General features: G+C 69.1%; 28 protein-coding genes and 2 pseudogenes. 13 read left to right on the top strand and 17 right to left on the bottom strand.

Annotation, left to right across the window (positions count from 1 at the left end):
• The first annotated feature begins 28 nt into the window (after positions 1-28).
• The gene (locus tag AQ610_RS31185) at positions 29-478 is read left to right on the top strand and encodes a response regulator (RefSeq protein ID WP_006028250.1); all 450 of its coding nucleotides are present in this window, start codon (positions 29-31) and stop codon (positions 476-478) included.
• Between the two features lie 195 nt (positions 479-673).
• On the opposite strand, the gene AQ610_RS31180 is transcribed toward AQ610_RS31185, so the two are convergent.
• Positions 674-1,171: a PRC-barrel domain-containing protein gene (locus AQ610_RS31180; RefSeq protein ID WP_006028249.1), complete on the bottom strand. Its 498-nt coding sequence runs from the start codon at positions 1,169-1,171 to the stop codon at positions 674-676.
• A gap of 149 nt (positions 1,172-1,320) precedes the next feature.
• Complete coding sequence (locus AQ610_RS31175) at positions 1,321-1,752, bottom strand: CBS domain-containing protein (RefSeq protein WP_006028248.1); 432 nt, start codon at positions 1,750-1,752, stop codon at positions 1,321-1,323.
• Between the two features lie 75 nt (positions 1,753-1,827).
• Between AQ610_RS31175 and AQ610_RS31170 the strand changes: the two are divergent.
• Positions 1,828-2,330, top strand: a pseudogene (locus AQ610_RS31170) (hypothetical protein); the annotation flags it as partial.
• Between the two features lie 62 nt (positions 2,331-2,392).
• Here the strand turns inward: AQ610_RS31170 and AQ610_RS37985 are convergent.
• A complete protein-coding gene (locus tag AQ610_RS37985; protein ID WP_015603476.1) occupies positions 2,393-2,521 on the bottom strand; it encodes a hypothetical protein in 129 nt (42 codons plus the stop codon).
• A gap of 196 nt (positions 2,522-2,717) precedes the next feature.
• Positions 2,718-2,966 carry a hypothetical protein gene (locus tag AQ610_RS31165; protein ID WP_006028246.1) on the bottom strand — a complete coding sequence of 83 codons (249 nt, stop codon included), beginning with the start codon at positions 2,964-2,966 and terminating at the stop codon, positions 2,718-2,720.
• A gap of 285 nt (positions 2,967-3,251) precedes the next feature.
• On the opposite strand from AQ610_RS31165, the gene AQ610_RS31160 reads away from it, so the two are divergent.
• The 5 genes from AQ610_RS31160 (at position 3,252) to AQ610_RS31130 (ending at position 6,833) form a co-directional block, all read left to right on the top strand.
• Positions 3,252-3,551: a hypothetical protein gene (locus AQ610_RS31160; protein ID WP_006028245.1), complete on the top strand. Its 300-nt coding sequence runs from the start codon at positions 3,252-3,254 to the stop codon at positions 3,549-3,551.
• Positions 3,552-4,227: 676 nt separating this feature from the next.
• A complete protein-coding gene (locus AQ610_RS31150) occupies positions 4,228-4,539 on the top strand; it encodes a hypothetical protein (protein WP_006028243.1) in 312 nt (103 codons plus the stop codon).
• A gap of 55 nt (positions 4,540-4,594) precedes the next feature.
• Positions 4,595-4,861 carry a hypothetical protein gene (locus AQ610_RS31145; protein WP_006028242.1) on the top strand — a complete coding sequence of 89 codons (267 nt, stop codon included), beginning with the start codon at positions 4,595-4,597 and terminating at the stop codon, positions 4,859-4,861.
• A 300-nt stretch (positions 4,862-5,161) separates the two neighbouring features.
• Positions 5,162-6,061, top strand: coding sequence for a MipA/OmpV family protein (locus tag AQ610_RS31135; RefSeq protein ID WP_045554713.1), 900 nt, complete (start codon positions 5,162-5,164; stop codon positions 6,059-6,061).
• Between the two features lie 214 nt (positions 6,062-6,275).
• A complete protein-coding gene (locus tag AQ610_RS31130; protein WP_043283026.1) occupies positions 6,276-6,833 on the top strand; it encodes a DUF3005 domain-containing protein in 558 nt (185 codons plus the stop codon).
• A 45-nt stretch (positions 6,834-6,878) separates the two neighbouring features.
• On the opposite strand, the gene AQ610_RS31125 is transcribed toward AQ610_RS31130, so the two are convergent.
• The gene (locus AQ610_RS31125) at positions 6,879-7,637 is read right to left on the bottom strand and encodes a DUF4397 domain-containing protein (RefSeq protein ID WP_006028239.1); all 759 of its coding nucleotides are present in this window, start codon (positions 7,635-7,637) and stop codon (positions 6,879-6,881) included.
• A gap of 184 nt (positions 7,638-7,821) precedes the next feature.
• On the opposite strand from AQ610_RS31125, the gene AQ610_RS31120 reads away from it, so the two are divergent.
• Positions 7,822-8,067 (top strand): hypothetical protein, encoded by a 246-nt coding sequence (locus AQ610_RS31120; protein ID WP_006028238.1) that lies wholly within the window; start codon positions 7,822-7,824, stop codon positions 8,065-8,067.
• Between the two features lie 128 nt (positions 8,068-8,195).
• Positions 8,196-9,674, top strand: coding sequence for an RNA polymerase factor sigma-54 (locus AQ610_RS31115; RefSeq protein WP_009916053.1), 1,479 nt, complete (start codon positions 8,196-8,198; stop codon positions 9,672-9,674).
• A 29-nt stretch (positions 9,675-9,703) separates the two neighbouring features.
• Here AQ610_RS31115 and AQ610_RS31110 read toward each other — a convergent pair whose 3' ends face one another.
• The gene (locus tag AQ610_RS31110; protein WP_006028236.1) at positions 9,704-10,081 is read right to left on the bottom strand and encodes a DUF3175 domain-containing protein; all 378 of its coding nucleotides are present in this window, start codon (positions 10,079-10,081) and stop codon (positions 9,704-9,706) included.
• Between the two features lie 7 nt (positions 10,082-10,088).
• Positions 10,089-10,361, bottom strand: coding sequence for a hypothetical protein (locus AQ610_RS31105; RefSeq protein ID WP_043283024.1), 273 nt, complete (start codon positions 10,359-10,361; stop codon positions 10,089-10,091).
• Positions 10,362-10,572: 211 nt separating this feature from the next.
• On the opposite strand from AQ610_RS31105, the pseudogene AQ610_RS35585 reads away from it, so the two are divergent.
• Positions 10,573-11,533, top strand: a pseudogene (locus AQ610_RS35585) (hypothetical protein); the annotation flags it as partial.
• Between the two features lie 145 nt (positions 11,534-11,678).
• Here the strand turns inward: AQ610_RS35585 and AQ610_RS31085 are convergent.
• Positions 11,679-12,593, bottom strand: coding sequence for a LysR family transcriptional regulator (locus tag AQ610_RS31085; protein WP_006028233.1), 915 nt, complete (start codon positions 12,591-12,593; stop codon positions 11,679-11,681).
• Positions 12,594-12,721: 128 nt separating this feature from the next.
• On the opposite strand from AQ610_RS31085, the gene AQ610_RS31080 reads away from it, so the two are divergent.
• The 3 genes from AQ610_RS31080 (at position 12,722) to AQ610_RS31070 (ending at position 16,839) form a co-directional block, all read left to right on the top strand.
• On the top strand, positions 12,722-14,029 hold the full coding sequence (locus tag AQ610_RS31080; protein ID WP_006028232.1) for an MFS transporter: 1,308 nt from the start codon (positions 12,722-12,724) through the stop codon (positions 14,027-14,029).
• Entirely contained in the window at positions 14,026-15,564 is a 1,539-nt protein-coding gene (locus tag AQ610_RS31075) for a M81 family metallopeptidase (RefSeq protein ID WP_043283023.1), read from the top strand. The genes AQ610_RS31080 and AQ610_RS31075 overlap by 4 nt, the downstream gene beginning before the upstream one ends.
• A gap of 507 nt (positions 15,565-16,071) precedes the next feature.
• Complete coding sequence (locus AQ610_RS31070) at positions 16,072-16,839, top strand: FadR/GntR family transcriptional regulator (protein ID WP_009916044.1); 768 nt, start codon at positions 16,072-16,074, stop codon at positions 16,837-16,839.
• 391 nt (positions 16,840-17,230) lie between these two features.
• Here AQ610_RS31070 and AQ610_RS31065 read toward each other — a convergent pair whose 3' ends face one another.
• Genes AQ610_RS31065 through AQ610_RS31025 form a run of 9 tightly spaced genes read right to left on the bottom strand, consistent with a single transcriptional unit; the run spans position 17,231 to position 26,547 of the window.
• Complete coding sequence (locus tag AQ610_RS31065) at positions 17,231-18,199, bottom strand: type II secretion system F family protein (RefSeq protein ID WP_043282941.1); 969 nt, start codon at positions 18,197-18,199, stop codon at positions 17,231-17,233.
• 54 nt (positions 18,200-18,253) lie between these two features.
• A complete protein-coding gene (locus AQ610_RS31060) occupies positions 18,254-19,231 on the bottom strand; it encodes a type II secretion system F family protein (RefSeq protein ID WP_009917575.1) in 978 nt (325 codons plus the stop codon).
• A 26-nt stretch (positions 19,232-19,257) separates the two neighbouring features.
• The gene (locus AQ610_RS31055; protein ID WP_006028227.1) at positions 19,258-20,625 is read right to left on the bottom strand and encodes a TadA family conjugal transfer-associated ATPase; all 1,368 of its coding nucleotides are present in this window, start codon (positions 20,623-20,625) and stop codon (positions 19,258-19,260) included.
• A gap of 21 nt (positions 20,626-20,646) precedes the next feature.
• Positions 20,647-21,855, bottom strand: a complete 1,209-nt coding sequence (locus tag AQ610_RS31050; protein WP_006028226.1) for a CpaE/TadZ family protein — start codon at positions 21,853-21,855, stop codon at positions 20,647-20,649.
• A gap of 23 nt (positions 21,856-21,878) precedes the next feature.
• On the bottom strand, positions 21,879-22,340 hold the full coding sequence (locus AQ610_RS31045; protein ID WP_006028225.1) for a TadE family protein: 462 nt from the start codon (positions 22,338-22,340) through the stop codon (positions 21,879-21,881).
• Entirely contained in the window at positions 22,337-22,843 is a 507-nt protein-coding gene (locus AQ610_RS31040; RefSeq protein WP_006028224.1) for a TadE/TadG family type IV pilus assembly protein, read from the bottom strand. The genes AQ610_RS31045 and AQ610_RS31040 overlap by 4 nt, the downstream gene beginning before the upstream one ends.
• A gap of 59 nt (positions 22,844-22,902) precedes the next feature.
• Positions 22,903-24,159, bottom strand: a complete 1,257-nt coding sequence (locus AQ610_RS31035; RefSeq protein ID WP_006028223.1) for a pilus assembly protein TadG-related protein — start codon at positions 24,157-24,159, stop codon at positions 22,903-22,905.
• Between the two features lie 25 nt (positions 24,160-24,184).
• The gene (locus AQ610_RS31030; protein ID WP_006028222.1) at positions 24,185-24,490 is read right to left on the bottom strand and encodes a hypothetical protein; all 306 of its coding nucleotides are present in this window, start codon (positions 24,488-24,490) and stop codon (positions 24,185-24,187) included.
• 23 nt (positions 24,491-24,513) lie between these two features.
• Complete coding sequence (locus tag AQ610_RS31025) at positions 24,514-26,547, bottom strand: type II and III secretion system protein family protein (RefSeq protein WP_006028221.1); 2,034 nt, start codon at positions 26,545-26,547, stop codon at positions 24,514-24,516.
• Positions 26,548-26,556: the final 9 nt, after the last annotated feature.

Below are 26,556 nucleotides of genomic sequence, written 5' to 3'. Positions count from 1 at the left end.
TGACGATATCCGGACGAAGGAGGTTTCGATGACGAACGAACGCATGGAGCCGGGCGAAGACGTCGTGCTGTGGCGTCCGCTCGACGGCGCGCTGGCCGGCCACCGGCGCGTGCTCGTGGTCGACGATTACCGCGACGCGGCGCAGGCGCTGCGGCTGCTGCTCGATGCGCGCGGCTTCGAGTGCCGCGTCGTCGACGATCCGTTCGAAGTCTGCGGCACGGCGCGCGACTGGCAGCCGTTCGCGATCGTGCTGGACATCGCGATGCCGGGCCTCGACGGGCTCGAGATCGCGCGGCGGCTGCGGCGCGAGCGCACGACCGCGCACATGCTGCTCGTCGCGTGCAGCGCGTACTCGGCGCGGCACGACCTCGCGCGCGCACGCGACGCGGGATTCGACGCGTTCTGCGCGAAGCCGTTGACGCCGCACCGCCTGCTGCGTTTTCTCGAAGCGGCGAGCGCCGGCGCGCGCGACGGTTGAGCGGGCAGGCCGGCTGACGCTTTCGTTACAGCGCGTTTTGTAAAAAAGCGCGGCGCGCGCGGGCGTCGCGCAAACGCAAAAAAGAGCGCCGCGAGGCGCTCGAAGGACTGCTCTGCGGTCGAACCCCAGGTTCCCGGACGTGTTCACAGAGCAGCGTGGCGCGCGTGCGGGCCGGAGCGCGCGCCGGCCTGGTGCCTAGTGCCGGCCGTCGCCGCGCTCGGGCCGGTCGGGCGACGCCTCGGGGGGCGGCGCGTCGATGCCGAGCGCGTCCTCGTCGGCGTCGCTCCAGTACGGCGCGCTGCCGTAGTACTGATGCAGCGACGCGGCCCAGTTCGGATCGGCCATCGCCGGCCAATGGCTCTTGTCGAATCCGGGCGCGTTCCTGACGCGCTCGGACGACACCGCCACGTGGAAACATTTGCGGTCGGTGTCGAGCGTGAGCGCGCTCCACGGAATCGCGAGCAGCTTGTCGCCGATGCCGAGCAGGCCGCCGCTCGACAACACCGCATAGGCGACCCGGCCGGTGCGCACGTCGAGCATGATCTCCTTGATCTTGCCGACGTCGTCGCCGTCCGTCGTGTAGACCTTGTCGCCGTCGAGCGTGCTCGTCGCCATCACGTCGGGGCCCGGGCCCGCTGCGGTGTCGCGGCCCTTGCCGATGCTTCGCGTGGTGCGTTGCTGAGGGGTGTTCATCGTCGACCTCCTTCGATTGAGCGGCGGCCGGGCGTTGCCCGGCAGCGCCGCGCGACCGGCCGATGCCGCCGTGCCGGTCCGGATACGGTCGCGCCGCGGGCGTGCGGCCCGCCGCCGCGGCCGTGCGCGCTGGCCGCGCCGCATTCCGTTCAGGAGCGGCGCGGCTGCGACACGCGTTCGAGCGTGTTCGCGACTTTGTCGCGCGATGCGCCGTCGGTGCGCGTCGCGATGTCGCCGATCGACAGCATGCCGACGAGGCGCTTGTCGTGATCGACGACCGGCATCCGCCGCACCTGCGCGTCCGCCATGTATTTCTGGACGTCGTCGACCTGATCGTCGTCGAAGCACCATTCGATCGGCCCGGACGCGATCTCGTGCACTTTCGTGTCGGGCGCCTTGCCGGCCGGGACCGCGCGCACGGCGAGATCGCGATCGGTGATCATGCCGATGAGCCGGCTGTTCTGACAGACGGGCAGCGCACCGATGTCGAAACGCGCCATCAGCTCCGCCGCGTGCCGGATCGAATCGGACGGGGCGACCTGGACGACGTCGCGCGACATGATTTCGTTGATGCGATGCATGGGACCTCCTTTGTCGTGAGATGCGCGATGAATGCAGCAAGGGGCGTGCCGCCGGCGCGAATGCGCCCAGCCTCGATGCAACACGAATCCGAAACGAGCCCTCCGATCCTCGCCGCGCCGATCCACGCGGCGCTGCATTCCGTCATCGACGCAGTCGTGCATCGAAGCGTGTCCGAGGCGACGACGAAGAACGGCTACATGCGCTGCGCCGATTACGCGATCGTCGGCGCGCGCGTGCTGAGCATGCCGACCGGCAGGCGATACCGGCCCGTCGCGGGCGGCGAAGTGCTGGATTTCGGCGACGGCAAGCTGTTCGTGCTGGGCTCGACGCGCGAACGGCGCCGCGCCGCCAAGCATCTGTCGCAGCTCGCGCGCTATCACTGCTGGATCGAGGCGCGTCACACCGACGCCGACGGGCGCGCGCGAACCGAGGTCATCGATTTCACGATGCGCCACGACGCGATGGTCGCGAGCATGGTCGGCGTGCCGTTCACGGGCTCGCGCGGGACGTACTGATGGGGATGGGACGACACGAGTACACGGTGCCCGCCGAGCTGCGGGACCATCCGGCGCTCGCCGACCGGCGCGGCACCGAACGCGATCCGGGCGGAAATGGGTGGAAACGGCCGCCGGAGGTCGGCTAGATGGCCGAGTGCGGAAACCCCAGTGCGACCAGAATGGCGATCAGCAGCGCGCATTCGATCGCCGCCAGTGCGGTGACTTCGACCGCGCCTTCGACTTCCCTCCACATGCGCCTGGCCCTGCTCATTTGATGCTCCTTGATTGACGATCCGGCGGCGGTGCGTCCGCCGCCCGACGTTCCTCCATTGAAAATCGCTGCGAAACGACAGACACCGGACACGCGTAGGCACGCGTGCGCGTATCCTGCCCAACCGCGCATCGTGGCCGCGGGCCGTTGTAAAACCTGCACGGGCAGCCGCGCTGACGGCAGCCGCCCGCATGCGTCAATGCTTCGCGCCGCCGCGCCGGTGCGCGTCGCGCGCCGGCCGATGCGGCTTGCCGCCGCGCGCGGGCTTCGAGGAATCGACGCGCGTGACGCCGTCCGTCGCGGGCGGGTCGCTCGCCGGGAAGGTGTCTTCGAGCGCCTTGTCGATCAGGTCCTCTGACCGGTGCGTGCGGATCTCGTCCTTGTCCTTCATCGGCGGCGAATTCGGCGCGTGCCGCGCGTGTTGCCGCTGGCTGTGCTGGGTCATCTCGGTTCTCCGGCAAGGTCTGTCCCTATCAGCAAGGACCGTTCCCGGCAGTCGCGCGCGGGCACGCGAGTTGCCGCGTCGCGCACAGCGCCGCACGTCGCGGCAGCGCCGTTCGCCGACGCTCGTGCCCATGCGCGGCGGCATCGATGCCGGCCCGGCCGGCCGTCGGCCGTCGCGCAGGCCGCGCGGCCGGCGCGATGCGCGTAATCGAACCCGTTCCGGACGCGGCGCGTCGCCGACGACGCGTCTCGATGCGCGGCGCCCGGGCGACCGGGAGGTGACCAGATGAAAATGCTGAAGTCGACGGTCCATTACGAATCCAGCGTATGCGGCGGCAGTTTCGAATCGGTCTTGAACCGCTTTGGAGATTGGAAGCGCGAGCCGCTCGTCTATCGGCCCGAGCGCCGCATGTTCGAGGGCAAGGACAGCGTGCGCCGCCTGGGCGACGAGGAGTTCGACAGCCCGGACCAGGCGCGCCGCGCGCTGATCCGCTCGTGCGCGCCGCGCGACCGCTTCGCGCTCGCCGCGCCGATTCGCGACGACGATCGTCGGATGTGGCTCGTGATGGCCGCGTTCGAGGCGTGAGCGCGGCAGGCGCGCGGCGGCTTGCAGGATTTACAAGCGGCCGGTGTAACCGATACCGGCCGGTCGGCGGCGCGCCGCGCATGCGTATGAACGTATGACATGCGGCATGCGCCACGCGCAAGCGCGCCGACGGGCGCGGTGGGCGTGACGGGCACGACGCTTGCGGGAATCGAAACCGGCGTCGTCGCCGCACCGATTCCCTGATGCAACCATTCGATGATCCGTTATGCAACCAGACGTGCTGTTTCATCGGCCGTATCCGCCGATTCCCGATCCGGAATACGTGCCGCCCGATCCCGGCGAAGATGGCGACAATCCAGTCGAGCCGCCTGAGCCATACCGTCACCCGGAGGGCGATCCGCCGCCCGATCCCCCGGTTCACGCATGGTTTGCGTCGCGCGGTCGCCGTGGCCGCTGAGTCGCCGCAGCCGTGTTCGTCTGTCGCCGGATGGGCGCGAGCCGTCTTGGCGACGGCCGCTTTCATGGCGATCGAGTGGCGATTCGGTGGCGATCGAATAGCGATCGAGTCCACGGCGAATGTTCGGCGACGGCTGCTTCGCGAGGGCCGCTCCGAGATGCCCGCTCCATGACGGCTGCTTCGCGACGGCCCTTCTCACAGCAACGGCGGGCATGACGACGGCGTTCGCGGCGGCTGGCCGCCCACCTGGAGGAAACGATGACGATCCGAGTCGAGCCCGGCGACAAGCGGGAAATCGCCGAGACGCTGGGCCGCTATTTCGAAACCCGCTCGATGCCTTTTCACATTGAAGAACACCCGGCTGACGTGCTGCACATCGGCTTTCAGGCGGACGGCCATCCGGCCGCCGTGACGGTGACGTTCGACGAAGACGCGTTCGCCGCGTTCGGGCAGTGGGATATCGGGCAGAAACGCCTCGCGCTGCGGCGGCTCGCCGACGAGTTCGCCGAGATGATGGCGCGGCGCAGTCCGACCGCCTATGCGGGCGATTTCCACATCAACCGATTCTGAGCGGCGGGCGTGCGTCGCGCACGACGGCCCGCGCCGTTTGCTCGAAGGAGTTTCCATGACGATCCGCAAGATTTCGACGAAACTGGCGAGTGCCGCCGCAGTGGCGCTCGTGGCGGCGTGCTCGCAGAACGGCCCGAACGGCGGCGGATCGCCGCGCGCCGGCAACGCCGGCGGCACGATCATGGACGGCGTCAATCAGCCGCCGACCGCCGTCACGCCGACCGACGGCGCACGCTACGGCAACCCCGGCTCCAGCGGCGCGCCGCCGATGGCCCCGGGCGGCGGCAGCAGCGCGACGCCCGCGCCGGGCAGCAATTATTGATGCCGCCCGCCGTGCACGGCGCGCAGGGGCTCGCGCGGCGGGCCGCATGCGCGCACACTGGATGGCGCGGCGGCGGACCGGGACGGTGACATCGCGTCGCCGAGCGCCGGCGACGCGGGCGTGCCGCGCATCGATGGCGCGCCGTGCCGCCGGCCGAGCGGGGCGGGCGCGGATTCTCGGCGCGGTTCGCCGCAGTCCGCCCGTCCGGCGACGCCGCTCGCCATTCGCCACGCCTGCCACGCGCGGCTTTCGTGCGAAAGCGCGCGGTACCGACTACAACGCGAACAAAGAGGACAGCACATGAGCGACGCACGAGCCGTTTCGATCCGGGGAGCCGCCACTCCGAGCGGCGTGGCGGCGCGCCGGCGCGCCGCGCGCGGCATCGTCTGCGCGGCGTGCGCGGCGGCGGCCGTTGCCGTGCACGCGCAGACGCCGTCGCCGCTCGCCGAGTGGCAGTATTCGGCCGGCGTGCCGCTCGACAAGCTCTTCAATCCGAACCCGCAGACATGGCAGATCGCGGTCGGCGCGGCCGCGACGCTGCAGCCGCGCTACGACGGCTCGAACCAGTACCGGCCGATGGCCGGGCCGACGTTCGACGTCCGCTATCGCGACCTGTGGTTCGTGTCGACGGGCGAGGGAATCGGCATCAACGTGCTGCGCGGGCCGAACTGGCGCGCGACGCTCTCGGCGGGCTACGACCTCGGCCGCCGCGAGGCCGACGACCGCGGCCATCTGACGGGCATCGGCAACATCAATCCTGCGGCGGTGATCAAGCTGTCGGCCGATTACGTGATCTCGCGCGCGTTCCCGCTCGTGCTGCGCGCGGACGTGCGGCGCAGCGTCGGCGGCGCGAACGGCTGGGTGGCCGATCTCGCCGCGTACATGCCGCTGCCCGGCAGCTCGGAAACGTTCTACTGGTTCGCGGGGCCGACCGTCACGTTCGCCGATTCGCGCTACATGAATAGCTGGTTCGGCGTGAACGATGCGCAGGCCGCGCGTTCCGGGCATCCTCGCTACGAGCCGAGCGCGGGCGTGAAGTCGTTCGGCGGCGGCGTGACGCTCGTGTGGTTCGTCACGAAGCACTGGTTCGTGACGGCCGACGGCGCGCTCGAGCAACTCGTCGGCAGCGCCGCGCGCAGCCCGCTCACGCAGCGTTCGACGAACGCGGTCGTCGACGTGTCGATCAATTACCAGTTCTAGCGGCGGGGGCGCGCTTGGGGTTCGACGCGTCGAGCCTGGGCCGTGAAGCTTGAAGCTTCAAGTCCGGAGCCGGGGCTCGAATCTCGCGGCGTTCCGGCCCGCCGATCGTCGCCGATCGCGGCCGATCGGCAGCGGGAGCCTTTCTTGCGTGCCGAACGAATCCGGCCGCGCCGTCGCGCGCGGCGTTCGCATTTTCGTTCGCAAGGAGGTGCGCATGCAGCACACGGAATCGAATCCCACCCTGCGGAAACAGCGCGAAATCGCGGCGAAGCGCTCCGTGAAGACGCCGGCCGCCGGTCGCGACATGCCCGACGCGGCGACGCAGGAGAAGGAGCCCCGCACGAACGAGCGCAAGCTGACCGCCGAGGCGATCGCGGGCAAGATGCCGACCGGCCTGCCCGCGATCGACATCGACAAGTACACGAGCGGCGATGGCGATCCGGTCCGGCGCGCGGCGAGCCGCATCGTCACGCTCGACAACGCGAACATGGCCGCGACCGACAACACCGTCGACGTCGACGGCAAGGGCCCCGAGGCGCGCACGGGGGCGTCCGAGTGGCACGACAACGTGATCTACTCGAACGCGTCGCTCGACGAGGCCGTCGATACGCCCGACGACGGGCTCGCCGGCATCGAGAGCCGCCCGCACGGTTGCCAGCCGGAGGTTAAGCCGCGCGAAGGCTGGCGTGTCGTCTATCGAGGCACCGTCGACGTCGAGCACACGCTGGGCGCGCGCACCGAGCACAAGTTCAGCTTCGAGCGTTCGACCTGAGCGTCACGGCGTCACGGCGGCATCGCGCGGCGCTCTACCGCTCTACTATTGCGGACCCAGCTCCTGCGCCGCCGTATCCGCGTCGTTGCCCTGCGCGACGAGCACGTGGATGTCGTTCGGCGTGACGTCCGCGACGCCGCCCGCCGGGATCGTCAGCAGCAGCCAGTCCGCGTTGTTCGCGATGCTGACGGGCAGCGTCGTGAGGATCGGCGTCTTCGTGCCCGGCAGCGTGACGATCACCTGGTACGTGCCGCCCGACAGATAGATCGAGTCCTGCCCCGACGCCGGCACGGCGTTCTGATACGCGGCGCCCGCGAGCGTCGGGCTTTGCGCGGCGATGTTCGTGCCCGGCGGCACGACGTAGATGTCGACGTTCGGCGCATTCGGCGATGCATTGAAGCTGCGCACGCGCGCCTGATCGGACAGCAGGCCCTTCGCGAACGGATCGTCGATCACCGAGATCGGCGTGGACGTGCTCGGAATCGCGATCGTCGTGTAATGGTGGCCGTTCGCCGCATTGAACGTATGCGACGCGATCGTTACGCTCGTGCCGGTCACGTTGTAGCTTGCGGTCTGCGATCCGCTGCCGACCGAGCGGTAGCGCGTGACGCCCTTGTACGCGATGTTGGTCGCATTGGCCTGCGCATTCAGGAAATAGTCGAGGTTGGGGCCGGCGGGAACGGCGTTGATGAAGCGCGCCTGCGGATTCGAGATGCCGAGCTCGGTGCCCGTATCGTCGCCGCCGCACGCGGCGACGAGCGCGACGGCCGAGATCAGCGCCGCAACGGTTCGAATCGGTTTCATGACTCCCTCTCTGTATCGGTCGGCCGACACGGCGCGGCGCGTTTCGCAGCGTCCGGTGCGGGTATTGCTGGCGCGTCGCGCCGCCGCCGTGGGTGAAGTTGACGTGTCGATGGGTTCGGCGAAAACAGGCTCGGTCGCCGTGCCCGCCCCTCGCGCGACGGGGTGCCCGCAGACAGCAACGCCCATGCCCGTCGATGCGGCGGCGCACGCGGCGGCGCGAATGCATGGAATTTTTGCGGCGAAAGGCAATATCTACGCGGACGCGTTGGCGTCGACGCGGCAATCGCCGGCATGCGGCGAAGCCGACCGCATCGATCGCGGCCCCGATGCGGTCCCCATGCAATCCGGCTGCGACCCGAATACGGCCCGGATCGCGGCCCGGATCGCGGCCGCGCGCGCCGCGGTCCAAAACTTGCGCACGCGTTTGTAAAAAGCGCCGGCCGGCGCGTCCGCGCGGCCGCATGCCCGTGGCGAAAACCCGTTCGCACAACGCACGCGAAATGGGTATGGAAGTTGCGGAGACCCGGGCATCCACGTCCACCTGAAAGGGAGTTCCGCATGCCCGCCACGCTCGCGTTGCAAATGCGTCAACACCTGGCGCTCACGCCGCGCTTGCAGCAGTCGCTGCGCCTGCTCCAGCTTTCTTCGCTCGAATTCCAGCAGGAGCTGCGTCAGGCGCTCGATACCAATCCGTTTCTCGAAGACGTGCAAGCGCCCGACGACGATACCGCCGAGGCTGCGGCCAAGCCGGGCGAGACGCCCGCCGCCGAAGCGGACGCGCGGGCGGACGACGGCTACGCCGACGGCGAAGACGGCGCGCTCGCGAGCGACGCGTCGCCGCCAGTCGTCGGGCAGGACGTGTCGCTGACGGCCGAGCTGTCGGCGCGCGGCTCGAACCGGCGCGCCGACGACGCGTCGGATCTCGAGCCCGGCGACTGGATGACGGCCGAGCCGACGCTGCGCGAGCACCTGCACGACGCGCTGCGTCTCTGCCAGTTGACCCGGCGCGACCGCACGCTTGCGCGGATGATCATCGACGCGCTCGACGACGACGGCTATCTGCGCCAGGCGCTGCCCGAGCTCGCGGCGGCGGCCGACCCGCTGCTGCATCCGGCCGAGCAGGAACTGCTCGTCGCGCTGCGGCTCGTGCAGTCGCTCGATCAGCCGGGCATCGGCGCGCGCTCGCTGTCCGAATGCCTGCTGCTGCAACTCGATGCGATGCCCGCGGGCACGCCAGGCGTCGAATGCGCGAAGGAGATGGCCGCGCATCATCTCGAGCGTCTCGCGCGCCGCGAGACGGCCGAGATGCAGCGCCGCATCGGCTGCGACACGCGCACGCTGCACATCGCATGCGCGCTCGTGCGGCGGCTCGATCCGCGCCCCGGCAACCAGTACGGCAGCGCGGCGGGCAACTACGTCGTCCCCGACGTGATCGTGCGGCAGGTGCGCAACGAATGGATCGTCACGATCAACCCGGCCGTGATGCCGCGCGCGCGGATTCATCGCCGCTATGCGGAGCTGTTCGCGCAATCGAGCGGCTCGAATCAGTCGCCGCTCGGCCAGCAACTGCAGGAAGCGCGCTGGCTGATCCGCAACGCGCGGAAGCGCTTCGACACGATCCGCCGCGTCGGCGAGTGCATCGTCGCGCGCCAGCGCGATTTCTTCCGCTACGGCGAGATCGCGCTGAAGCCGCTCGTGCTGCGCGACATCGCCGACGAGCTCGGCCTGCACGAATCGACGATCTCGCGCGCGACCGGCAACAAGTACATGGCGACGCCGCACGGCACGTTCGAGTTCAAGCACTTCTTTCCGCGCAAGCTCGAGGCGGCGGGCAAGGGCGCGTGCTCGGCCGCCGCCGCGAAGGTGCTGATCCGCGACATGATCGCGGCCGAGCAGGCGGTCGATCCGCTGTCGGACGTCGCGCTCGCGCAGCGTCTCGCGGGGCGCGGGATCGTGCTTGCGCGCCGCACCGTCACGAAGTACCGGCAGGCGATGAAGATCCCGCCCGCGGAATTGCGCCGCCGCGCGCCGCCTTGAACCTGCGGCGAACGCGCGGACGGCGCGCGTCAGGGTTTGCGGCCGAATGCTTCGCGCAGCTTCTTCTTCGCGCGCTCGAGCGTCGTCCGGCGCGTTTTCGTAAGATTCCGGCCCGCGCGGTTCATGTAGAAATTGAGCATCGACATTGCCGACTGGAACGGATTCGCCTTGCGTCGCGTGCTGTCGAGCGCGGAGCGCTTCAGCGATTGCGCGATCGCTTCGGGGTCGTCGGACTTGAAGACGTCGGGTTCGAGATCGAGCGCGTGGCTGTGCTCCGTCACGTCGCTCGACCAGTAGCGGCCGGACTTTTCCTGCGCGGCGCGGGCGCGCTTGCGGCCGGACGCGGGCGGGCGGTGCGCGGTCTCGCGCGGGGCCTGCTTGCGGGCGGGTGTCTTGCGGGTGGCCATCGCGCGCTCACAGCTTGATGCCGCCCGCTTCGGGCGCGTTCGACGAACCGGGCTCGAAGTCGCCGACGCCGAACCGTTCGGGCCGCCGGATCTCGAACGGCTCGCGCGTGCGCGAAGCCGGCGTCGGATGCCGGGGGGGCGCGCCGTGCGCCCGGCCTTCGCGCACGCGGCGCGACGGACACGCGCCGCGCGCCGCGTGCGCGAAGGCGGAATGAGCGGAGCGCGTGCGCCTGCCGGCGGCGCGCGAGAACAGCAGGGCGATCGCATCGAATATCCGCATCGCGTGCTCCTTCGTGACGGGCGGCCTCGAATCGAACCGGCGAGCCGACTTTTCAATATATGGCTTGCGCCGGCATTTGCACAAATCGTATTGAAAATCGGGCCAATCGCGTGCGTTGTTGATTTCGCCGAGTCGAATGTCCGTCTCGGCGCGCGATTTAAACAAGCATCCGTGACGTAAATATCCGCTTCGTCCATCCTGGCGCTTACGTCGCGTGCGCTGCGTCTGCCAGAAACGCCCCGATCTGCAAATCGACGGCGTCACGGTCAGCGCGACGCTGTCGTCGCTCACGCGATCGTTTCTCCGATCCCCGCTCCTCGCGCCTGAAGCGGACGTGGCGGAAGCGCGCTTCGCGCACGTGCTGCTTCTGGAATTGAATCTGCAACCCGTCGGCAGCGGCGAAGTCGACGCTTACCTGTACGTCTATCGCGAACTGGCGGACGATCCGCTCGACCACGGCTTGCGCGAGCGGTGCGTCGAAATCGGGCCGCAGGCGTTCGTCGAGCCGTTCGTGCAGCCCGACGCGGCGCGCATCGAGCGCATGAGCATGCGGATGATGGCGGCATCGCGCGGCGAGATCCGGCGCAAGACGATCGACGCGTACGACGTCGGCGCGCCGACGTCGAGTCTCGGCCTGCATCGGACCATCGCCGGCGCGATGACGCTCGCGGTGCAGCACGGCGGCTCAAATGTCTTCGGCGTTTCTCTCGCAATTCGCGCAGCCGATCGCGTGCCTGCTCGACAAGACGCCGTCGAGCGTGCTGATCGAGCGGCGCGCGTTCGCCGAGGCGATCGACGACTGTTCGGAGGGCGCTTACGGAAGCGACAACCTGACGCTCGCGACCCGGCAGCTCGCGGGCATTTTTCGCGGCATCAGCGCGCTTGGCGACGTGCATTCGGAGAAAGGCGAGACGCAGAGACTCTCGACATCGTTTCAGGCGCAGAGCTGCTTTCACGTCATCGAGACCGAAGATGATCTCGCCCATCCCGATTCGGCGCTGATCTGCGGCGATTCGACCGTCGAGTGGGTCGACTGCATCGAGCTGGACAGTGCCGCGCCGCGCATCCGCTGGATGCACGCGAAGGTGCAGAAGATCGAATCGGAAGAAGCGAACGAGGCCAAAAAGAAGAAGACGGCGTTGCCCCCGGACGTCAGCCCGACGGTCGAGGTGCGCAAGAGTCCGTTGCTCAGCGCGTCGGATCTGGACGACGCCGCGCGCCGGCGGGCGGACGAGGTCGCCCGGCATGTGAAAGCGCGATGTGCGATGTGCAACGCCGTCGGCCGGAAACAACGCGCCGCGCGGGCGCCGCGCCGCGTCAAGACTTGAACGACGGCAAATCCCGCACGATGCGCGCGAGGATCTCGTTCGCCGCGCGCGGCAACGCGCGCTCGTTGTGAACGAGCACCTTGCCGCAAGGCAAGTTGAACAGCGGGTTGCGCATGCGCAGCGCGACGATCTCGCCGCGTTGGACATCGTCTTCGATCAACAGATGCGTGAGAAACGCGACGCCGTTGCCCGAACGCACGAAACGCCGCATCGCGGGCACCGAGTTCGTGACGAGCCGCGGCGCAAGCGGAATGTTCTCCGCGTGCGCGACGGTATGCACAATCTGCCCGACGCCGTAATACGGCGCAGGCATCAGCGCGAGCGGATAGCGCACCGCATCGCGCAATTCGAGCGGCTCGCCGCGCTTCACTAGCGGATGATCGGGCGCGACCGCGAGAAACGTCGGATGCGCGACGCTCAAGCATTCGCGAATTTCCGGCGGCAACGAAGGATTGTACGTGAGGCCGATATGCGCACGTTTGCGTAATACGTCATCTACGACGTCGTCCGCGGAGCGCACGTTCAATGCGACCGATACGTGCGGATGTCGATGTAAAAAACGGGTGATGACGGAATCCATCAGGTCTTCGACATAGCCGACCGTCAGCGCGATTTCGACGCGCCCGCGCAATTCGCCGTGCAGCGATTCGTGGAACTGCTCTAGTCCGATTCGGCACGCGTGCGTGTATTCGACGAGGAGAGCGGCGGCTTCGGTCGCGATCATGCCGTGCTGGCGGCGCTCGAACAGCGGCGCGCCGATTTCGCTCTCGAGCAACTGCAATTGCCGGCTGACGACGGAGGGCGCGGTGTTCAGCCGTTCCGCCGCCGCGCGGATCGATCCGTGTTCGAGGATCGCGTGGAAATAGCGAAGACGGTTGAGGTTGACCTGAAACGATTGATCCATACGCTTGTTGCCTTGCAAAGCAACGGCTGTACACCAAAGTTGCTGTCACTGGGATCATACAGTATGGAGATAATGGCCACGATAAATGAGCGCAGGAGTACGCGCAGGCAGATTCCAATACGGGCCATATGAGAGAACAGAACGCATCCGGAAACGCGCGCTCGCGAATCTATCGAAAGGTCGACATCCGCATCCTCGGGTTTTTCGCAGTCTGTTACGTCACGGCCTATATCGATCGCGTCAACATCAGTTTCGCGAAGCTCGCGATGCAGACGGACCTCGGATGGAGCGAGGCCGTGTACGGCCTCGGCGCCGGAATCTTCTTTCTCGGCTACATCGCGTTCGAGGTGCCGAGCAATCTGCGGCTGACCCGTGTCGGCGCGCGGCTCACGCTGAGCCGCATCATGGTGTTGTGGGGTTTGACGTCGATCGCGACGATGTTCGCCACCCACGTGACGACGTTCTACGTTTTGCGTTTTCTGCTCGGCGTGTTCGAGGCGGGCTTCGCCCCCGGCATGCTGTTCTGTCTGACCCGCTGGTACCCGCAGGCGCGCATGGCGCGCGCGACGGCGATGCTGCTGTGCGCGGGGCCCGTCGGCGCGGTGATCGGCGGGCCGGTGTCGATGCTCGTCATGACGCAGCTCGCGGGCGCGCACGGTCTGGCCGGCTGGCAGTGGCTGTTTCTGCTCGAAGGATTGCCCGCCGTGCTGCTCGGCGTCGTGCTGTTCTTCACGCTGAGCGAGCGGCCGGCCGACGCGAAGTGGCTGAGCGAGAACGAGAGGGCGATCCTGCTGTGCGAACTCGCTTCGGCGCCGTGCGCGGCGAGCCGGCACACGGCGTTTCGCGAGGTCCTGAAAGATCCACGAATCCATGCGATGGCGTTTTCCTATTTCGCGATCATCTGCGGTCTCTACGCGATCAGCTTCTGGCTGCCGACGCTCTTGCGCAGCGCGGGCGTGGAGAACCTGCTGCACATTGGCGCGCTGACCGCGCTGCCGTATCTCGCGGCGATCGTCGCGATGCTGGTGATCGGCCGGCTGTCCGACAAGCGCCGCGAGCGGCGCCGGCACAGCGCGATCGCGCTGCTGCTGAGCGCGGCCGCGCTGGCGGGCAACGTGCTCGCGGGCGACCGGTTCGTCGTCGCGATGGTCGCGCTCGTCGCGGCGACCGCGCTGATGTATGCGTCGTACGCGGTGTTCTGGGCGATTCCCGTCGCTTACCTGAGGGGCGACGTCGCCGCGGGCGGCATCGCGCTCATCAATTCGATCGGCCTGTTCGGCGGCTTCGTGAGCCCGACGGTCATCGGCTGGATCAAGACCGCAACGGGCAGCCTGCAGGCCGGGCTGATGGTGATGGCCGCGCTGTTCGTCGCGGGCGCGATCGTGCTGCTCGCGAACCGCGTCGACGCGAACCAGTGGAGCGCCGCCGCGTCATGAAGATTCTGGTTGCCGGGTTCCGGCACGAGTCCAACACGTTCGCACCGAGCAAGGCGACCTACGCGAGCTTCGCGGCGGACGGCGGCCGCTATCCGCTGTCGCGCGGCGCCGAGATCGGCCGGCTCAAGCGCATGAACCTGCCCGTCGCGGGCGCGCTCGCGGCGCTCGACGATGCCGGCCACGTCGCGCTGCCCGCCATCTGGGCCGACGCGACGCCGTCGGGCCGCGTCGAAACGGTTGCGTTCGAGCGGATCGCGGGCGAGATCGTCGACGCCGCGAAGCGGCGCGATGCCGACGGCATCTACGTCGACCTGCACGGCGCAATGGCGACCGAGCGCCATGACGACGGCGAAGGCGAGCTGCTGCGCCGGCTGCGCGAGACAGTGGGCGCGCGCGTGCCGATCGTCGCGTCGCTCGATCTGCACGCGAACGTCACGCAGCAGATGCTCGACAGCGCGGACGGCCTCGTCACGTACCGCACGTATCCGCATGTCGACATGGCGGACACCGGGCGCCGCGCGGTCGCGCTGCTCGACGCGCTGCTCGGCAGGCGCGGCCGCCATCGCCATTTTCGCAGCGCGCGGCGCGTGCCGTTCCTGATTCCGGTCAACGCGATGTGCACGTCGCTCGAGCCGTCGAAGAGCCTGTTCCGGCTGCTCGCGCGGCTGGAGACGGGCAGCGTGCGGTCGCTGTCGTTCGCGCCGGGCTTTCCGGCCGCGGACTTCTCCGAATGCGGGCCGACGATCTGGGGCTACGGCGCGGACCCTGTCCAGCTCGCGCGCGCGGTCGACGCGCTGTACGAGCACGTCGTGTCGACCGAGTCGGAGTGGACGGTGCGCTTCATGTCGGCGGACGACGCGGTGGCCGAGGCGATCCGGATCGCGCGCCGCGCGCGCAAGCCGGTCGTGATCGCCGACACGCAGGACAACCCGGGCGCGGGCGGCGGCTCGAACACGACGGGGCTGTTGCACGCGCTCGTCAGGCACCGCGCGCCGGACGCGGCGCTCGGGCTCTTCTTCGATCCGGCGGCTGCGTGCGCGGCGCACGCGGCGGGGCCAGGCGCGTCGGTCGAGGTCACGCTCGGCGCGGACAGCGGGCTGCCGTTTACCGGGACGTTTCGCGTCGAGTCGCTGTCGAACGGCCGCTGCCACTGCGACGGCCCGATGCTCAAGGGCGCGACGTTCGAGCTCGGCCCGACCGCGTGCCTGCGGATCGCCGACGTGCGCGTCGTCGTCACGTCGGCGCGCGTGCAGATGTCCGACCGGAGCTTCTATCGGATCGCGGGCGTCGCGCCCGAGACGATGAAGATCCTGGTCAACAAGAGTTCCGTTCATTTTCGGGCGGATTTCGATGCGATCGCAGATTGCGTGCTGATCGCGAAAGCGGGCGGCTGGATGGCCGCCGACCCGGCCGACCTGCGCTGGACGTCGCTTGCCGACGGAATGCGCACGAGCCCTTGCGGCGCGCCGTTCTTCGGCTGCGGCGGGCGGCGCGCGCCGCATGCGGACGGGATCACGGGAGAGATGCGGATATAGGACGGATGCATTGAGGCGAGCAGCCGCGCAAGGTGCGCCAATGCCTGCTGCGGCCTGACCACGGAAGACTTTCAGCGAAGCCCCCATCATGGTTGTCGGCATTGTACGGCAACGTCCATGCCTCGTCGCGCGCGTGCCGCCGCGACGGTGCGGCGCGTTGCGTTTCACGAGGCAGGCGTCCGGGCGCGGCGAGCGTCCGGACGCGGTGCGCGCGCGCCGCTCGCCCGAGCTTCGCGCTTTCGCGGCCGGCGCCCCATCCGGCCGCATCGGTTCGATTGTCACGACGCGCACTGCGCGCGTCGTGCTCCATCTGCCGCCTGGTGGCCCGGTTGTCAGCGGCAGTGGCCTTGCGATCGGAACACGCTCCGGTCGCGCTTTTTATTCCCGAGGCAGCGAGCGCCGCAGCCGATCCCGCTTTCGCATGCCTTTGTCGCGTTGCGGATGCGTTCACGTCGTCGCGCCTTCCGTTTTCAGCGAAGGACCCCATTGCGCACATGGATGAGTACGATGAACTCCTTAGATAGCAACCATCTCCTGAACCCGGCGCGCACGCCGGCAAGACCGTTCGGCGACGCGGCCGAGCGCCGCTCGCTGAAGGCGTCCCCGCGCGTGCAGCGCGTGCTCGACGAGCTCGTCACGCGCATCGTCGACGGCGAATACACGTCCGGCCTGCTGCCGCCGCAGGACGTGCTCGCGCGCGAGCTCGGCGTGCCGCGCTCGGTGATGCGCGAGGTCACGCGCATGCTGACCGCGCGGCGGATGCTGCATGCGCGGACGAAAGCGGGCACGCGCCTCACGCCGCGCAGCGAATGGCGGCTCTTCGACGATCACGTGATGCAGTGGCGGATGCGGATCGCGTCGGACACGGACTTCCTGCTCGACGTCGCCGCGATGTGCGACCTGATCGAGCCGGAGGCGGCCGCGCAGGTGGCCGTGCATTCGGACGAGACGCAGCGCCGCGCGGTGCGCGCCGCGCATGCGGCGCTGCACGACGCGGTCGAGCCCGACGCGTTGCGCCGCGCGCTCGAGCTGCTGCATGCGTCGATCGTCGAGGCGAGCCGCAATCAGTTCATCCGGCAGATGGCCGAAGTCGCCCGCGCGGGCGTGATGGCGATCGACCTCGACGCGGCGATGCTGCAGGAGCGCAACGAAGCGATCCGCGACGCGGCGGCGAAGCTCGTCGCGGCGATCGACGGCCGCGACGCGGACGGCGCGCGCACCGCGATGATCGCGCTGCGCGCGGCCGTCAACGAAACGAGCCTCGATCCGGCCTGACGCAGCGCGGGGCGGCCCTGCTCGATGCGTGCCGCCCCGGCGTGATGTCGACGAATTCGGGCATCGTGCTCGCGACGCTCAAGCGCGACGGCTCCGTGCCCGATCTCGCGAGCAAGCCGGCTCAGGGCCTCACCTGGGCGTGAACGGGCCCCAAGCCGGACGGGTACGCGGCGCGTTTCTATCAGGATTTCGGCATGTCGGGATGACGGAATGACCGAGCGAAGCGTGCGGCGAGCGGGCGCATCGTCGCCGCACGCGGCGGGAGGAGCGGCAATCGACGCCCCACCCGCCGCGCTGCTTTGGACTTCTTGTTGTCGGCGCGGCGGGCTGACCGCCGGGCGGCGCCGGCGGCACGGCGGAAAAAGCCGCCCGCCGCCGCCGCGGGCGTTGCTCAGCCGCTCGCCATCGTCGGCAGCAGCGTCCGGTAGATGTGGATGAACGCGGGCCCGAGCAGCACCGTCAGCAGCGCGGGAAAGATGCAGAAGATCAGCGGAAACAGCAGCTTCAGCGCGATCTTAGCCGCGCGCTCCTCGGCGCGCATCCGCCGCTGCGTGCGCAGCGTGTCGGACAGCACGCGCAGCGACGCGCCGATGCTCGTCCCGAAGCGGTCCGCCTGGATCAGCATCGCGCAGAACGCGTCGACGTCCTCGGCGCCCGTGCGCAGCGCGAGGTTGCGCAGCGCGGCGTCCTTCGCGAAGCCGGAGCGTATCTCGAGCAGCATCAGCCCGAGCTCGTCCGCGACGATCGGGCTGCGCAGCCGCAGCTCGTCGGCGACCTTCGTCAGCGCCGCGTCGAGGCCGAGCCCCGCTTCGACGCACACGGTCAGCAGATCGAGCGCGTCCGGAAAATCCTCGATGATCTTGCGCTGCCGCAACCGGATGTGGCGCGACAGCATCGCGTTCGGCAGATAGAAGCCGAACCCGCCGATCAGCAAGACCATCGCCGATACCGCGTATGGGTTGTCGCCGAGCGCGGTGCCGATCATGAACGGCATCGCGACCGCGGGCAGCGTGAGCGCGAGCACGGTCTTCGCGGCGAAGTACAGGTGCGCGGCGCCAGGCGAGCGCCAGCCGGCGTTGATGAGGCGCAGCCGCAGCGGCGAGTTCTCCCAGCCGGACTTCGGCAGCGACAGCCTCGAGATCGGCTGCGAGATCTCGGCGAGCTTCTCGACCCAGACGGCCGGCGGCGCCGGGCTGTCGCCCGCCGCAACCGCGCCGGCGCCGCCGCCGCCGCCGATCTGCGCGAGCCGCCGCGCGAGGCCGCGCGGCGCGAATGCGAGCCACGCGGCCATCACGCCCGCGACGACGATCGCGAACAGGCCGAGCAGCAGCAGGATATGCATGACGTTGAGGTTTTCCATGACAGTCCCCGAATGTCGTTCAACGAATGATGGCCGGATGCGTAGCGCGCCGCTTCACACGCGAATGCGGATGATGTGCCGCATCCACAGGATGCCGAACGCCATCGACGCGATCGTCATCCCGACGAGCAGGATGCCGGCCGGGTCCTGCCAGAGCACCGCGATGAAATCGGGATTCATGACCGACAGCAGTCCCGCCGTGCCGAACGGCAGCAGCGTCAGGATCAGCGCGGACAGCTTGCCTTCCGCCGACAGCACGCGGACCTTGTCGAACAGCTTGAAGCGCTCGCGGATCAGGAGCGCGATGCCGTCGAGCAGCTCGGCGAGATTGCCGCCCGTTTCGCGCTGGATCAGCACCGCGATCACGAAGTAGCGCAGATCGGGCACCGGCACGCGCGTCGCGAGATTCAGCAGCGCCTCCTGCAGCGGCACGCCGTAGTTGATCTCATCGAACGTGATCCGGAACTCGCCGCCCATCGGCTCGGCGAACTCGCCGCCCACCATCGAGATCGCGCTCGAGAACGCGTGGCCGGCGCGCAGTGCGCGCGCGATCGTGTCGCAGGTGTCCGGCAACTGCCGTTCGAGCTTGCGCAGGCGGCGTGTCCGGCAGTGCAACACGAACAGTGTCGGCAGGCATATCGTCGCGACGGAAGCCACTGCCGCGACCCACAGCGGCAGCGGCGCGAAGCTGAGCGCGACGAACGCGGCGAACGGAATCGCGAGCGAGATCCACGCGAGCTTCACGACCGACCACGTGAGGCCCGACTGCTCGATCAGCAGGTCGAGCGTCTGCACGCGCGGCATGCGCATCAGCAGGCGGTCGAACGGCTTCGCGTCGTTGAGCATCCGCTCCTTGAGGATCGACAGCCGTTCCTTCTGCACCTGGCCGCCCGCCGACATCGCGCGGATGCGGGCCTCGATGCGCCGCGCGGCCGGCCCGTGGCGGGCGTTCCACCATTGATAGACGCCTTCGAACGCCAGCACCACGGCGACGAACAGCAGCAGGACGAAACCGTAGAAAATCGGGTCCATGACGGGCTCCTTCATGCAGCGCGGGCTTACGCCACTTCGAAGCGGCGCGCGGGGTCGTACATCGCGTCGGGCAACTGGATGCCGAACGCGCTCAGACGCTCGGCGAACTTCGGCCGCACGCCCGTCGCGGTGAAGTAGCCGAGCACGTTGCCGTTCGCGTCGAGACCGGTGCGCTTGAACGTGAAGATCTCCTGCATGTTGATGATCTCCCCTTCCATGCCGGTCAGCTCCTGGATGCTGACGATCCTGCGCTTGCCGTCCGTGAGGCGCGTGGTCTGCACGACGACGGAGAGCGCCGAGCTGATCTGCTGGCGCATCGTCTTCGGCGGCAGCGAGAGGCCCGAGACGCCGATCATGTTTTCGAGCCGGGTCAGCGCGTCGCGCGCCGTGTTCGCGTGGATCGTCGCGAGCGAGCCTTCGTGGCCGGTGTTCATCGCGTTCAGCATGTCGAGCGCCTCGGCGCCGCGCACTTCGCCGAGGATGATGCGGTCGGGGCGCATGCGCAGCGCGTTGCGCACGAGCGTGCGCTGCGTGATCTCGCCCTTGCCCTCGATGTTCGGCGGGCGCGTCTCGAGCCGCAGCACGTGATGCTGCTGCAACTGCAGCTCGGCCGCGTCCTCGATCGTCACGATCCGTTCGTCGTCCGGAATGTAGCCGGACAGGATGTTCAGGAGCGTCGTCTTGCCGCTGCCGGTGCCGCCCGATACGAGCACGTTGACCTTCGCGCGCGCGAGCGCTTCGAGCAGTTGCGCCATCGGCGGCGTCAGCGTCTGGTAGTTGACGAGGTCGTCCATCTTCAGCGGATTGACCGCGAAGCGGCGGATCGACATCAGCGGGCCGTCGATCGCGGACGGCGGGATGATCGCGTTCACGCGCGAGCCGTCGGGCAGGCGCGCGTCGACCATCGGGCTCGATTCGTCGATGCGCCGGCCGACGCGCGACACGATCTTCTCGATCACCTTCATCAGGTGCGCGTCGTCGTAGAACGTGACGTCGGTCAGCTCGAGCCGGCCGTACCGCTCGACATAGACGGCGCTCGCCGTGTTCACGAGGATGTCCGACACGGTCGGGTCGCGCAGCAGCGATTCGAGCGGGCCGAAGCCGAACATTTCGTCGTAGATGTCGACCGTGAGCTGGCGGCGTTCGAGGTCGTTCGCGAGCAGCTTCTCTTCGTCGAGAATGCGCGCGATCAGCGTCGAGATCTCGTTGCGCACCTGCTCGGCGGGCAGCCGCGACAGGCGTTCGAGCTCGACGCGCTCGAGCACCGCGCCGTGCATCTGGCGTCGCAGCTTCTGATACGCTTCGCGCGCCATCGCGGTTGCCGCGCCGATGGCGTCGCTTCGGGACATGAGCGGTTGCGCGCGCCGCGTGGACATCTGGTCTCGCAATGACATGATGGTCTCCTCGAACGGGGGTTACATCGATTTGAGTTTGGGGGCCGCGCCGCGGGTGAAGAGCCGGGCGAAGAGCGGCGCGTCGCGCTCGCTGTCTCGCTGCGGGCGCTGTTCGCCTTCGACGAGCTGCTTGGCGAACGCCTGCAGGCTGCGTGCGACGCCGCAGCCGCGCGCGAGCCGCGAAAGCGGGACGCCCTGGTCGACGGCCTCGCCGACCGCGGCGGGATCGTCGGGAATCACGTGCGCCGCGCGCATGCTCAGCACTTCTTCGAGCGCCGCGCGCGCGCGCTCGGACGTGCGCGTCTGCCGGTTCAGCACGAGCTGGATGCGATCGAGCGGGCAGCCGAGCGACACGAGCAGCTCCTGCAGGCGGCGCGCCGCACGCACATGCGGCATGCTCGGCTGCAGCACGACTTCGATGTGGTCGCTGCGGTCGAGCGCGACCATCGACACCGCGTTCAGGCTGACGCCGAGCTCGAAGATCACGAAGTCGTAGCGCGGCAAGGCAACGCCGAGAATCCATTCGAGCGCATCCTCGCGGATGTCGGCGGCCTTGACCGGATCGCCCGCGCCCGCGAGCACGTGGAACGAATCCGTCACGCGCACGACGCTCGCGTCGAGAAACGCGCCGTCCATTCTTTCGAGCTGCCCGCAGAGCTGCGCGATGCTCGACGGCGGCGTCTGGTCGCTGACGAGGAACGCGGCGTCTGCGAACTGCTGGTTCAGGTCGATCAGCAGCGTGCGGCGCTTCGAGCATTCGGCGATTTCGTACGCGACGTTCCCCGCGATGAAGCTCGTGCCCGCGCCGCCCTTGCACGACATGAACGACACGATCCGCGTGTCGGGCGTATTGCGCTGCGTGCACTGCGCGGCCGCGCGCTTGAACGCGTCGTCGAGCGCGCGCGGCTCGACCGGCCAGTGCAGCACGTCGCGCACGCCGGCGCGCATCGCGTCGAGCAGCGTCTGCGACGACGCGTCGGTCGTCACGAGCATGCACGTGAGCCCCGGATGCAGGCGGCTCAGCTTTTCGATCGCGGCGAGCTCGGCGGCGTCGAGCGCGACGCCGTCGATCATCAGGATGTCGAAGGCGTCGAGCCCGTCCGTGCGCTGCACGATCTGCGCGGCGCGGCCGACCGTGCGCGTGATGCGATAGCGGCCGGCGTCGGCGACGAGCCGCGCGAGATGCGCGAGCCGCGATGCGTCTTCGGAAGCGACGAGGATGTTGATCATGGTCGTTGATCTCGTGTAGGGGTTCATTGACAGACCGAGCCGCCCGTCGACGTCGAGAGACTTTCGCGGGGCAGCGTGGTGACGAAGGGCGGCATCGAGAGCGTGAGCGGCACGAACGGAATCAGCGTCCTGACCGTCACGTTCGTGACCGACACGGTGACGAACGTGCAGGTGCTGCGCGCCGTCGCTGCGTCGGAATCGCAGCCGGCGGGCGTGTACGCGAGGCTCACGTTCGCGTTGCCGATGAGCGGCATCAACTGGCTGATGCGGGTCTTCACGACGGACGCGTCGGCGTCGCAGACGGTCGCCGTGCGCGCGCCGAGCCGCACCGCCTCGCTCGCGGTGTTCCAGTAGAACAGCACGCGGCCGAACTCGCAGATGCCGATCAGGATCGTGCAGAGGATCGCGGCGACGAGCGCGAACTCGACGGCCGCCGCGCCGCGCTGCGCCCGGCGCCGAATGAGGGGGAAGGGGCGCGCGTTCATGACACCTGCCTCATCACGGTGACGATGTTGCCGAAGGTCAAGGCCGGCAGCCCCGGAAACACAGGGATCGGCTGGTACCGATAGCCCTTGATCTTGACCTCGACGAGATTCATGCTGCCCGCGAGGCTTGCCGGATCGGGCGAGCCGTTGTTCGTGTCGTAGGTCGGCACGCTCGCGAACTGCGCCGGATCGGACGAGTCGCTGCAGTTCGTCGTGTGCGACGCGTCGCACACGATGACCATCGACGTCGCGAGGCCCGGCGCGAGCTCGCTGCCCGTCGAGCCGCAGGTCGTGCTGCCGTAGACGGCAAGGCACTGCGCCTGCGCGACCGGATAGGCAGGGTCGGTCGACAGGTACGTCGACAGGTAGCGCGTCGCATCGCGCGTCGCTTTCGTCAACGCCTCGTACTGATAGATCGCGCGGCCGAATTCCGCGACGCCGGTCGCGAGCAGCACGAGCGGGATCATCACGATCGCGAATTCCACCGCGACGGCGCCGCGCATCCGCGACGGACGGGAGCGGAATGAGAGTCGGTTCATGATCGTCTCTTGTGGTTGCGGGTTCATTGGAGCAGCACGGGCACTTGCGGGCCCACCGAGCTGCCGTTGCCGGGCGTGCCTTGCGTCGCGCACGGGCTGCCGGCGGCTGTCGACGAGCCGCGGTACTCGAGATGGATCGGGCCCGCACTGCCGCCGGAACCCATCGGATCGAGCATCAGCACGCAGTCCCACGACAGCACGGGCGCGCTGTGGCCGCTCAGCAGCACCGTGCAGTCGACCTCGGGCGCGAGCGCGAGCCGCCGATCGGCGCCCGCCGGGTAGTAGCTCGCGTTGTACGTGCCGCTTGTGGTGATGCCGGAAAGATGGTCGCCCTGGTAGCTCGTGAACGTCAGGCGCTTGCTCACGAAATCCGAGTACGCGTTGCTCTGCGCGGGCCACGTGGTCGCGTCGTATGCGTAGCCGGTGAAATCGGGCGTGCCGTACGACGGGTCCTTGTACGGATTCGCATAGATGCCGAAGCGCGTGTTGTATGCGGCGCTGTCCGCGACCTTGTTGCCCGGCGTGCCGACCTGCGAGCCGGTGGCGGGCAGCGCGCAGTAGTTGCCCGTCAGCTCGCTCTTGATCGACGCTGCGCTGTTCGATCCGTCGAGCGCCGACCAGCCGAAGTTGCCCGCGCCGAACGACGGCGGCGAGCCCGTCTTCACGGCGAGCCAGTCGCCGATGTTGTACGTCGCGCCGGCGACGGGCGGGCTCGTCTGCGTGCCGGCCTTGCAGACGAACACCGGGATCGCGCAGGTGGTCTGCGCGGCGCCGACGGTGGCGACGGCCGTCGCGGACACCGACGCGTTCGCGACGCTCACGCCCGGCACCATGTTGAGCGTCTGGATGAACCAGTTGACGATGCCCGTTCGCGACGTCGTGCACTTCACGTACTTGATCGACGACGGCGAGGCGATCGAGCTCTTCGGCTGGAACGGATTGCTGAGCGAATTGCTGAACGTGACGTTCGAGTTCGTCAGCATCTGAACCGGAAACTGCTCGAACAGCGCGTAGTTGAGATGGCCGGCGGTGATGCCGGCCGCCTCCGGCACGGACAGGTTGATTGCGCCCGTCAGGTCGCGCGCGGCGGCGAGCGCGCATGCGTCCGCGCTGTTCTGCAGCTCGCTGCGCGTCACGTAGAGCTTGCCGAGATCCAGCGCGAGGCCGACGAAGCCGATCAGCACCGCGAGCATCAGCGCGACGAGGATCGACACGACGCCGCGCTGGCGGCGCCGCCCGCCGTGAAGGGCGGCGCCTGACGAGAAAGTGACGCGAGACATGACGGTCTCCCTGAGCGAATGGTGGTTATTGACCGCCCGTCTTGCCGCCGCCGACGCCGATCACGAACGCGTTCGGCGTGGGCTCGATCTGCTGGAACGACCTGTCGTAGTTGTCGAGCGCGGCGGCGGCCGCGCGCCCGTCGACGCCGGGCGCGGACTGCGCGTGCTCGGCCGCGTGCGGATCGATGATCTGCGCGTGCATCACGGCGCGCACCGAATCGCCGAAGCGGCTGTCCCAGACGGGCGTGCTGGACATGCAGCCGCCGAGCGAGGCGGCGAGCGACGCGGCGAGCACGAGGCGGCGCGTCAGCGTGAAGTAATCGAGGTTCATGAGCGTCCCCTTGGCGATGTGGTTCAGCGATCGAAGTCTTGCGCGATCGCGCTTGCGTTGGCGAGTTGTTGCGGCGGCTGCGCGCCCTGATGCTTCGCGTTCGAGCCGGCTGCGGCCGGCGTCGCGAGCGCCACGGGAGCAGGCGGCGCGGCGGCTGCCGCGGGCGCGGCGAGACCGGCGCGCGCCGCGTCCGGCGCAGTCGCGCGCGCGCCTTGCCGTTGCGCGGTCGCGGCGGCGTCCGGCGGTGCGAGCGGCGGCGCCTGCACGGTCGCCGACGGGCGCGCGGTCGCGGGGGGTGTCGCGGGCTTAGCCGGCTGCGCTGCGGGCGCGGACGTTTGCGCCGCAGCCGGCGCATTCTTCGCGGGCGCGGGGCTCGCCAGCGCGTCCTTGGCCGGCGCGGCGACAGCGGCAGGCGCGGCATCGGCCGGAGCGGCGCTCATCGGCGCGGCATTCGCGGGCGCAGCATTCGCGGGCGCGGCGCCGTGCTGACGCAGTCCGCCACGGCCTTCCATGTTGCCCGTCGCATAGACGTCGGCTTCGTTCGGCTTCGTGAAGCTGTCGGTCGGCAGCGGCACGTCGGCGGTGTCGAGCGGCTTCACCAGATGCGGCGTGATGATGAACACGAGCTCGGTGCGGTCCTGCTGGAACGACGTGCTGCGGAACAGCGCGCCGAGCACCGGCAGCTCGCCGATGCCCGGCAGCGCCTTGAGCGTGCCCTGCGCGTTGTCCTTGATGAGGCCGCCGATCGCGAACGTCTCGCCGTCGTTCATCTGCACGGTCGTCGATGCGCGCCGCGTCGTGATGAGCGGCAGGATCGACACGTTGCCCACGTTCGACGCGGACAGCGTGACGCCCGTTGGCGACAGCTCGGACACCTCGGGCGCGACCTTCAGGCTGATCCGGCCGTTCGACAGCACGGTCGGCGTGAACTTCAGCCCGACGCCGAATTCCTCTTCCTGCAGCGTGATCGTGTTCGTGCCGATGCCGCTGCTCTGCGGCACCGGGATGAAGATCTTGCCGCCCGCGAGAAACGTCGCTTCCTGGCCGCTGATCGTGACGAGCCGCGGCTCGGCGAGGATCTTCACCGGCTGGTCGGTGTCCTGTGCGTCGATTGCCCCACTGAGCGGCAGCTTGTTCGACTTGCTCGCCACGATGCCGCTGCCGACGCCCGTGAGCAGGCTCGTCATGAGCGCGCCCGTCCAAGAGCCGAAGCCGCCCTGGATGTTGACGGCCGATCCCATCTGGTTGATCAGCGTCTTCGATACCTCGGCGACCTTCACTTCGAGCATCACCTGCTGCGGCGACGTGACGGTCAGCATGTTCAGCACGTCGGCGCGCGAGCTGCCGCCGCCACCGTTGCCGTTGCCGTTGCCGGCGGCGCCGGCGTTCGTGCGGTCGCTGTATGCCTTCGCGATCGCGACCGCCTGCTGCGCGGCCTGCGCGCTCGACACGTTGCCCGCGAGCACGATCGTGTCCGCCGCGGTCGACACGCGGATGTCGCGCTCGCGCGGCATCAGTTGCCGCAGCGACGTCTGCAGGCCGTCCGCGTCCGCGCCGACCGCGACGTCGATGATCTGGCACGCGCCGCTCTTGCCCTGGACGATCATGTTCGTCGTGCCGACCGACATGCCGACGAGATAGAGCGTGCGCGGCGATACCATCGTCGCCTGCGCGACCGCCGGGTTGCCGATCGTGCGGTTGCGCACCGGTTCGTCGAGCGGCACGAGCAGCGACTTGCCGAGCGGCACGCTCACGTTCGTCGACTCGCGCATCTCGCCGACGCAGTTCGGGCCGCGCAGCGGCGCGGCGGCGGCTGCGGCCGCCGCGCCGGCGGCGGGCGCGGGCGCCATGCTGATCGTCATCTGCATCGGCCCGCGACCGATCGCCATCGGCGCCGCCGCCGTGCCCTTCGCGATCGCGGCGTTCTCGACGGCGTCCTGCGCGGCCGCGGCGAAGACGGTGAAGAGCCCGGCGCAGCACGCGGCGGCGAGCGCCGCGCCGCGCACGACGCGCGAGCGCGTCGGCGTCGGCCGGGAAAGTTGCGATTTGGTGTCCATTTCGTGTGG

It is taken from the genome of Burkholderia humptydooensis (genome assembly GCF_001513745.1).
GTDB lineage: Bacteria > Pseudomonadota > Gammaproteobacteria > Burkholderiales > Burkholderiaceae > Burkholderia > Burkholderia humptydooensis.
This window is presented reverse-complemented; position numbering and strand designations above follow the sequence as displayed.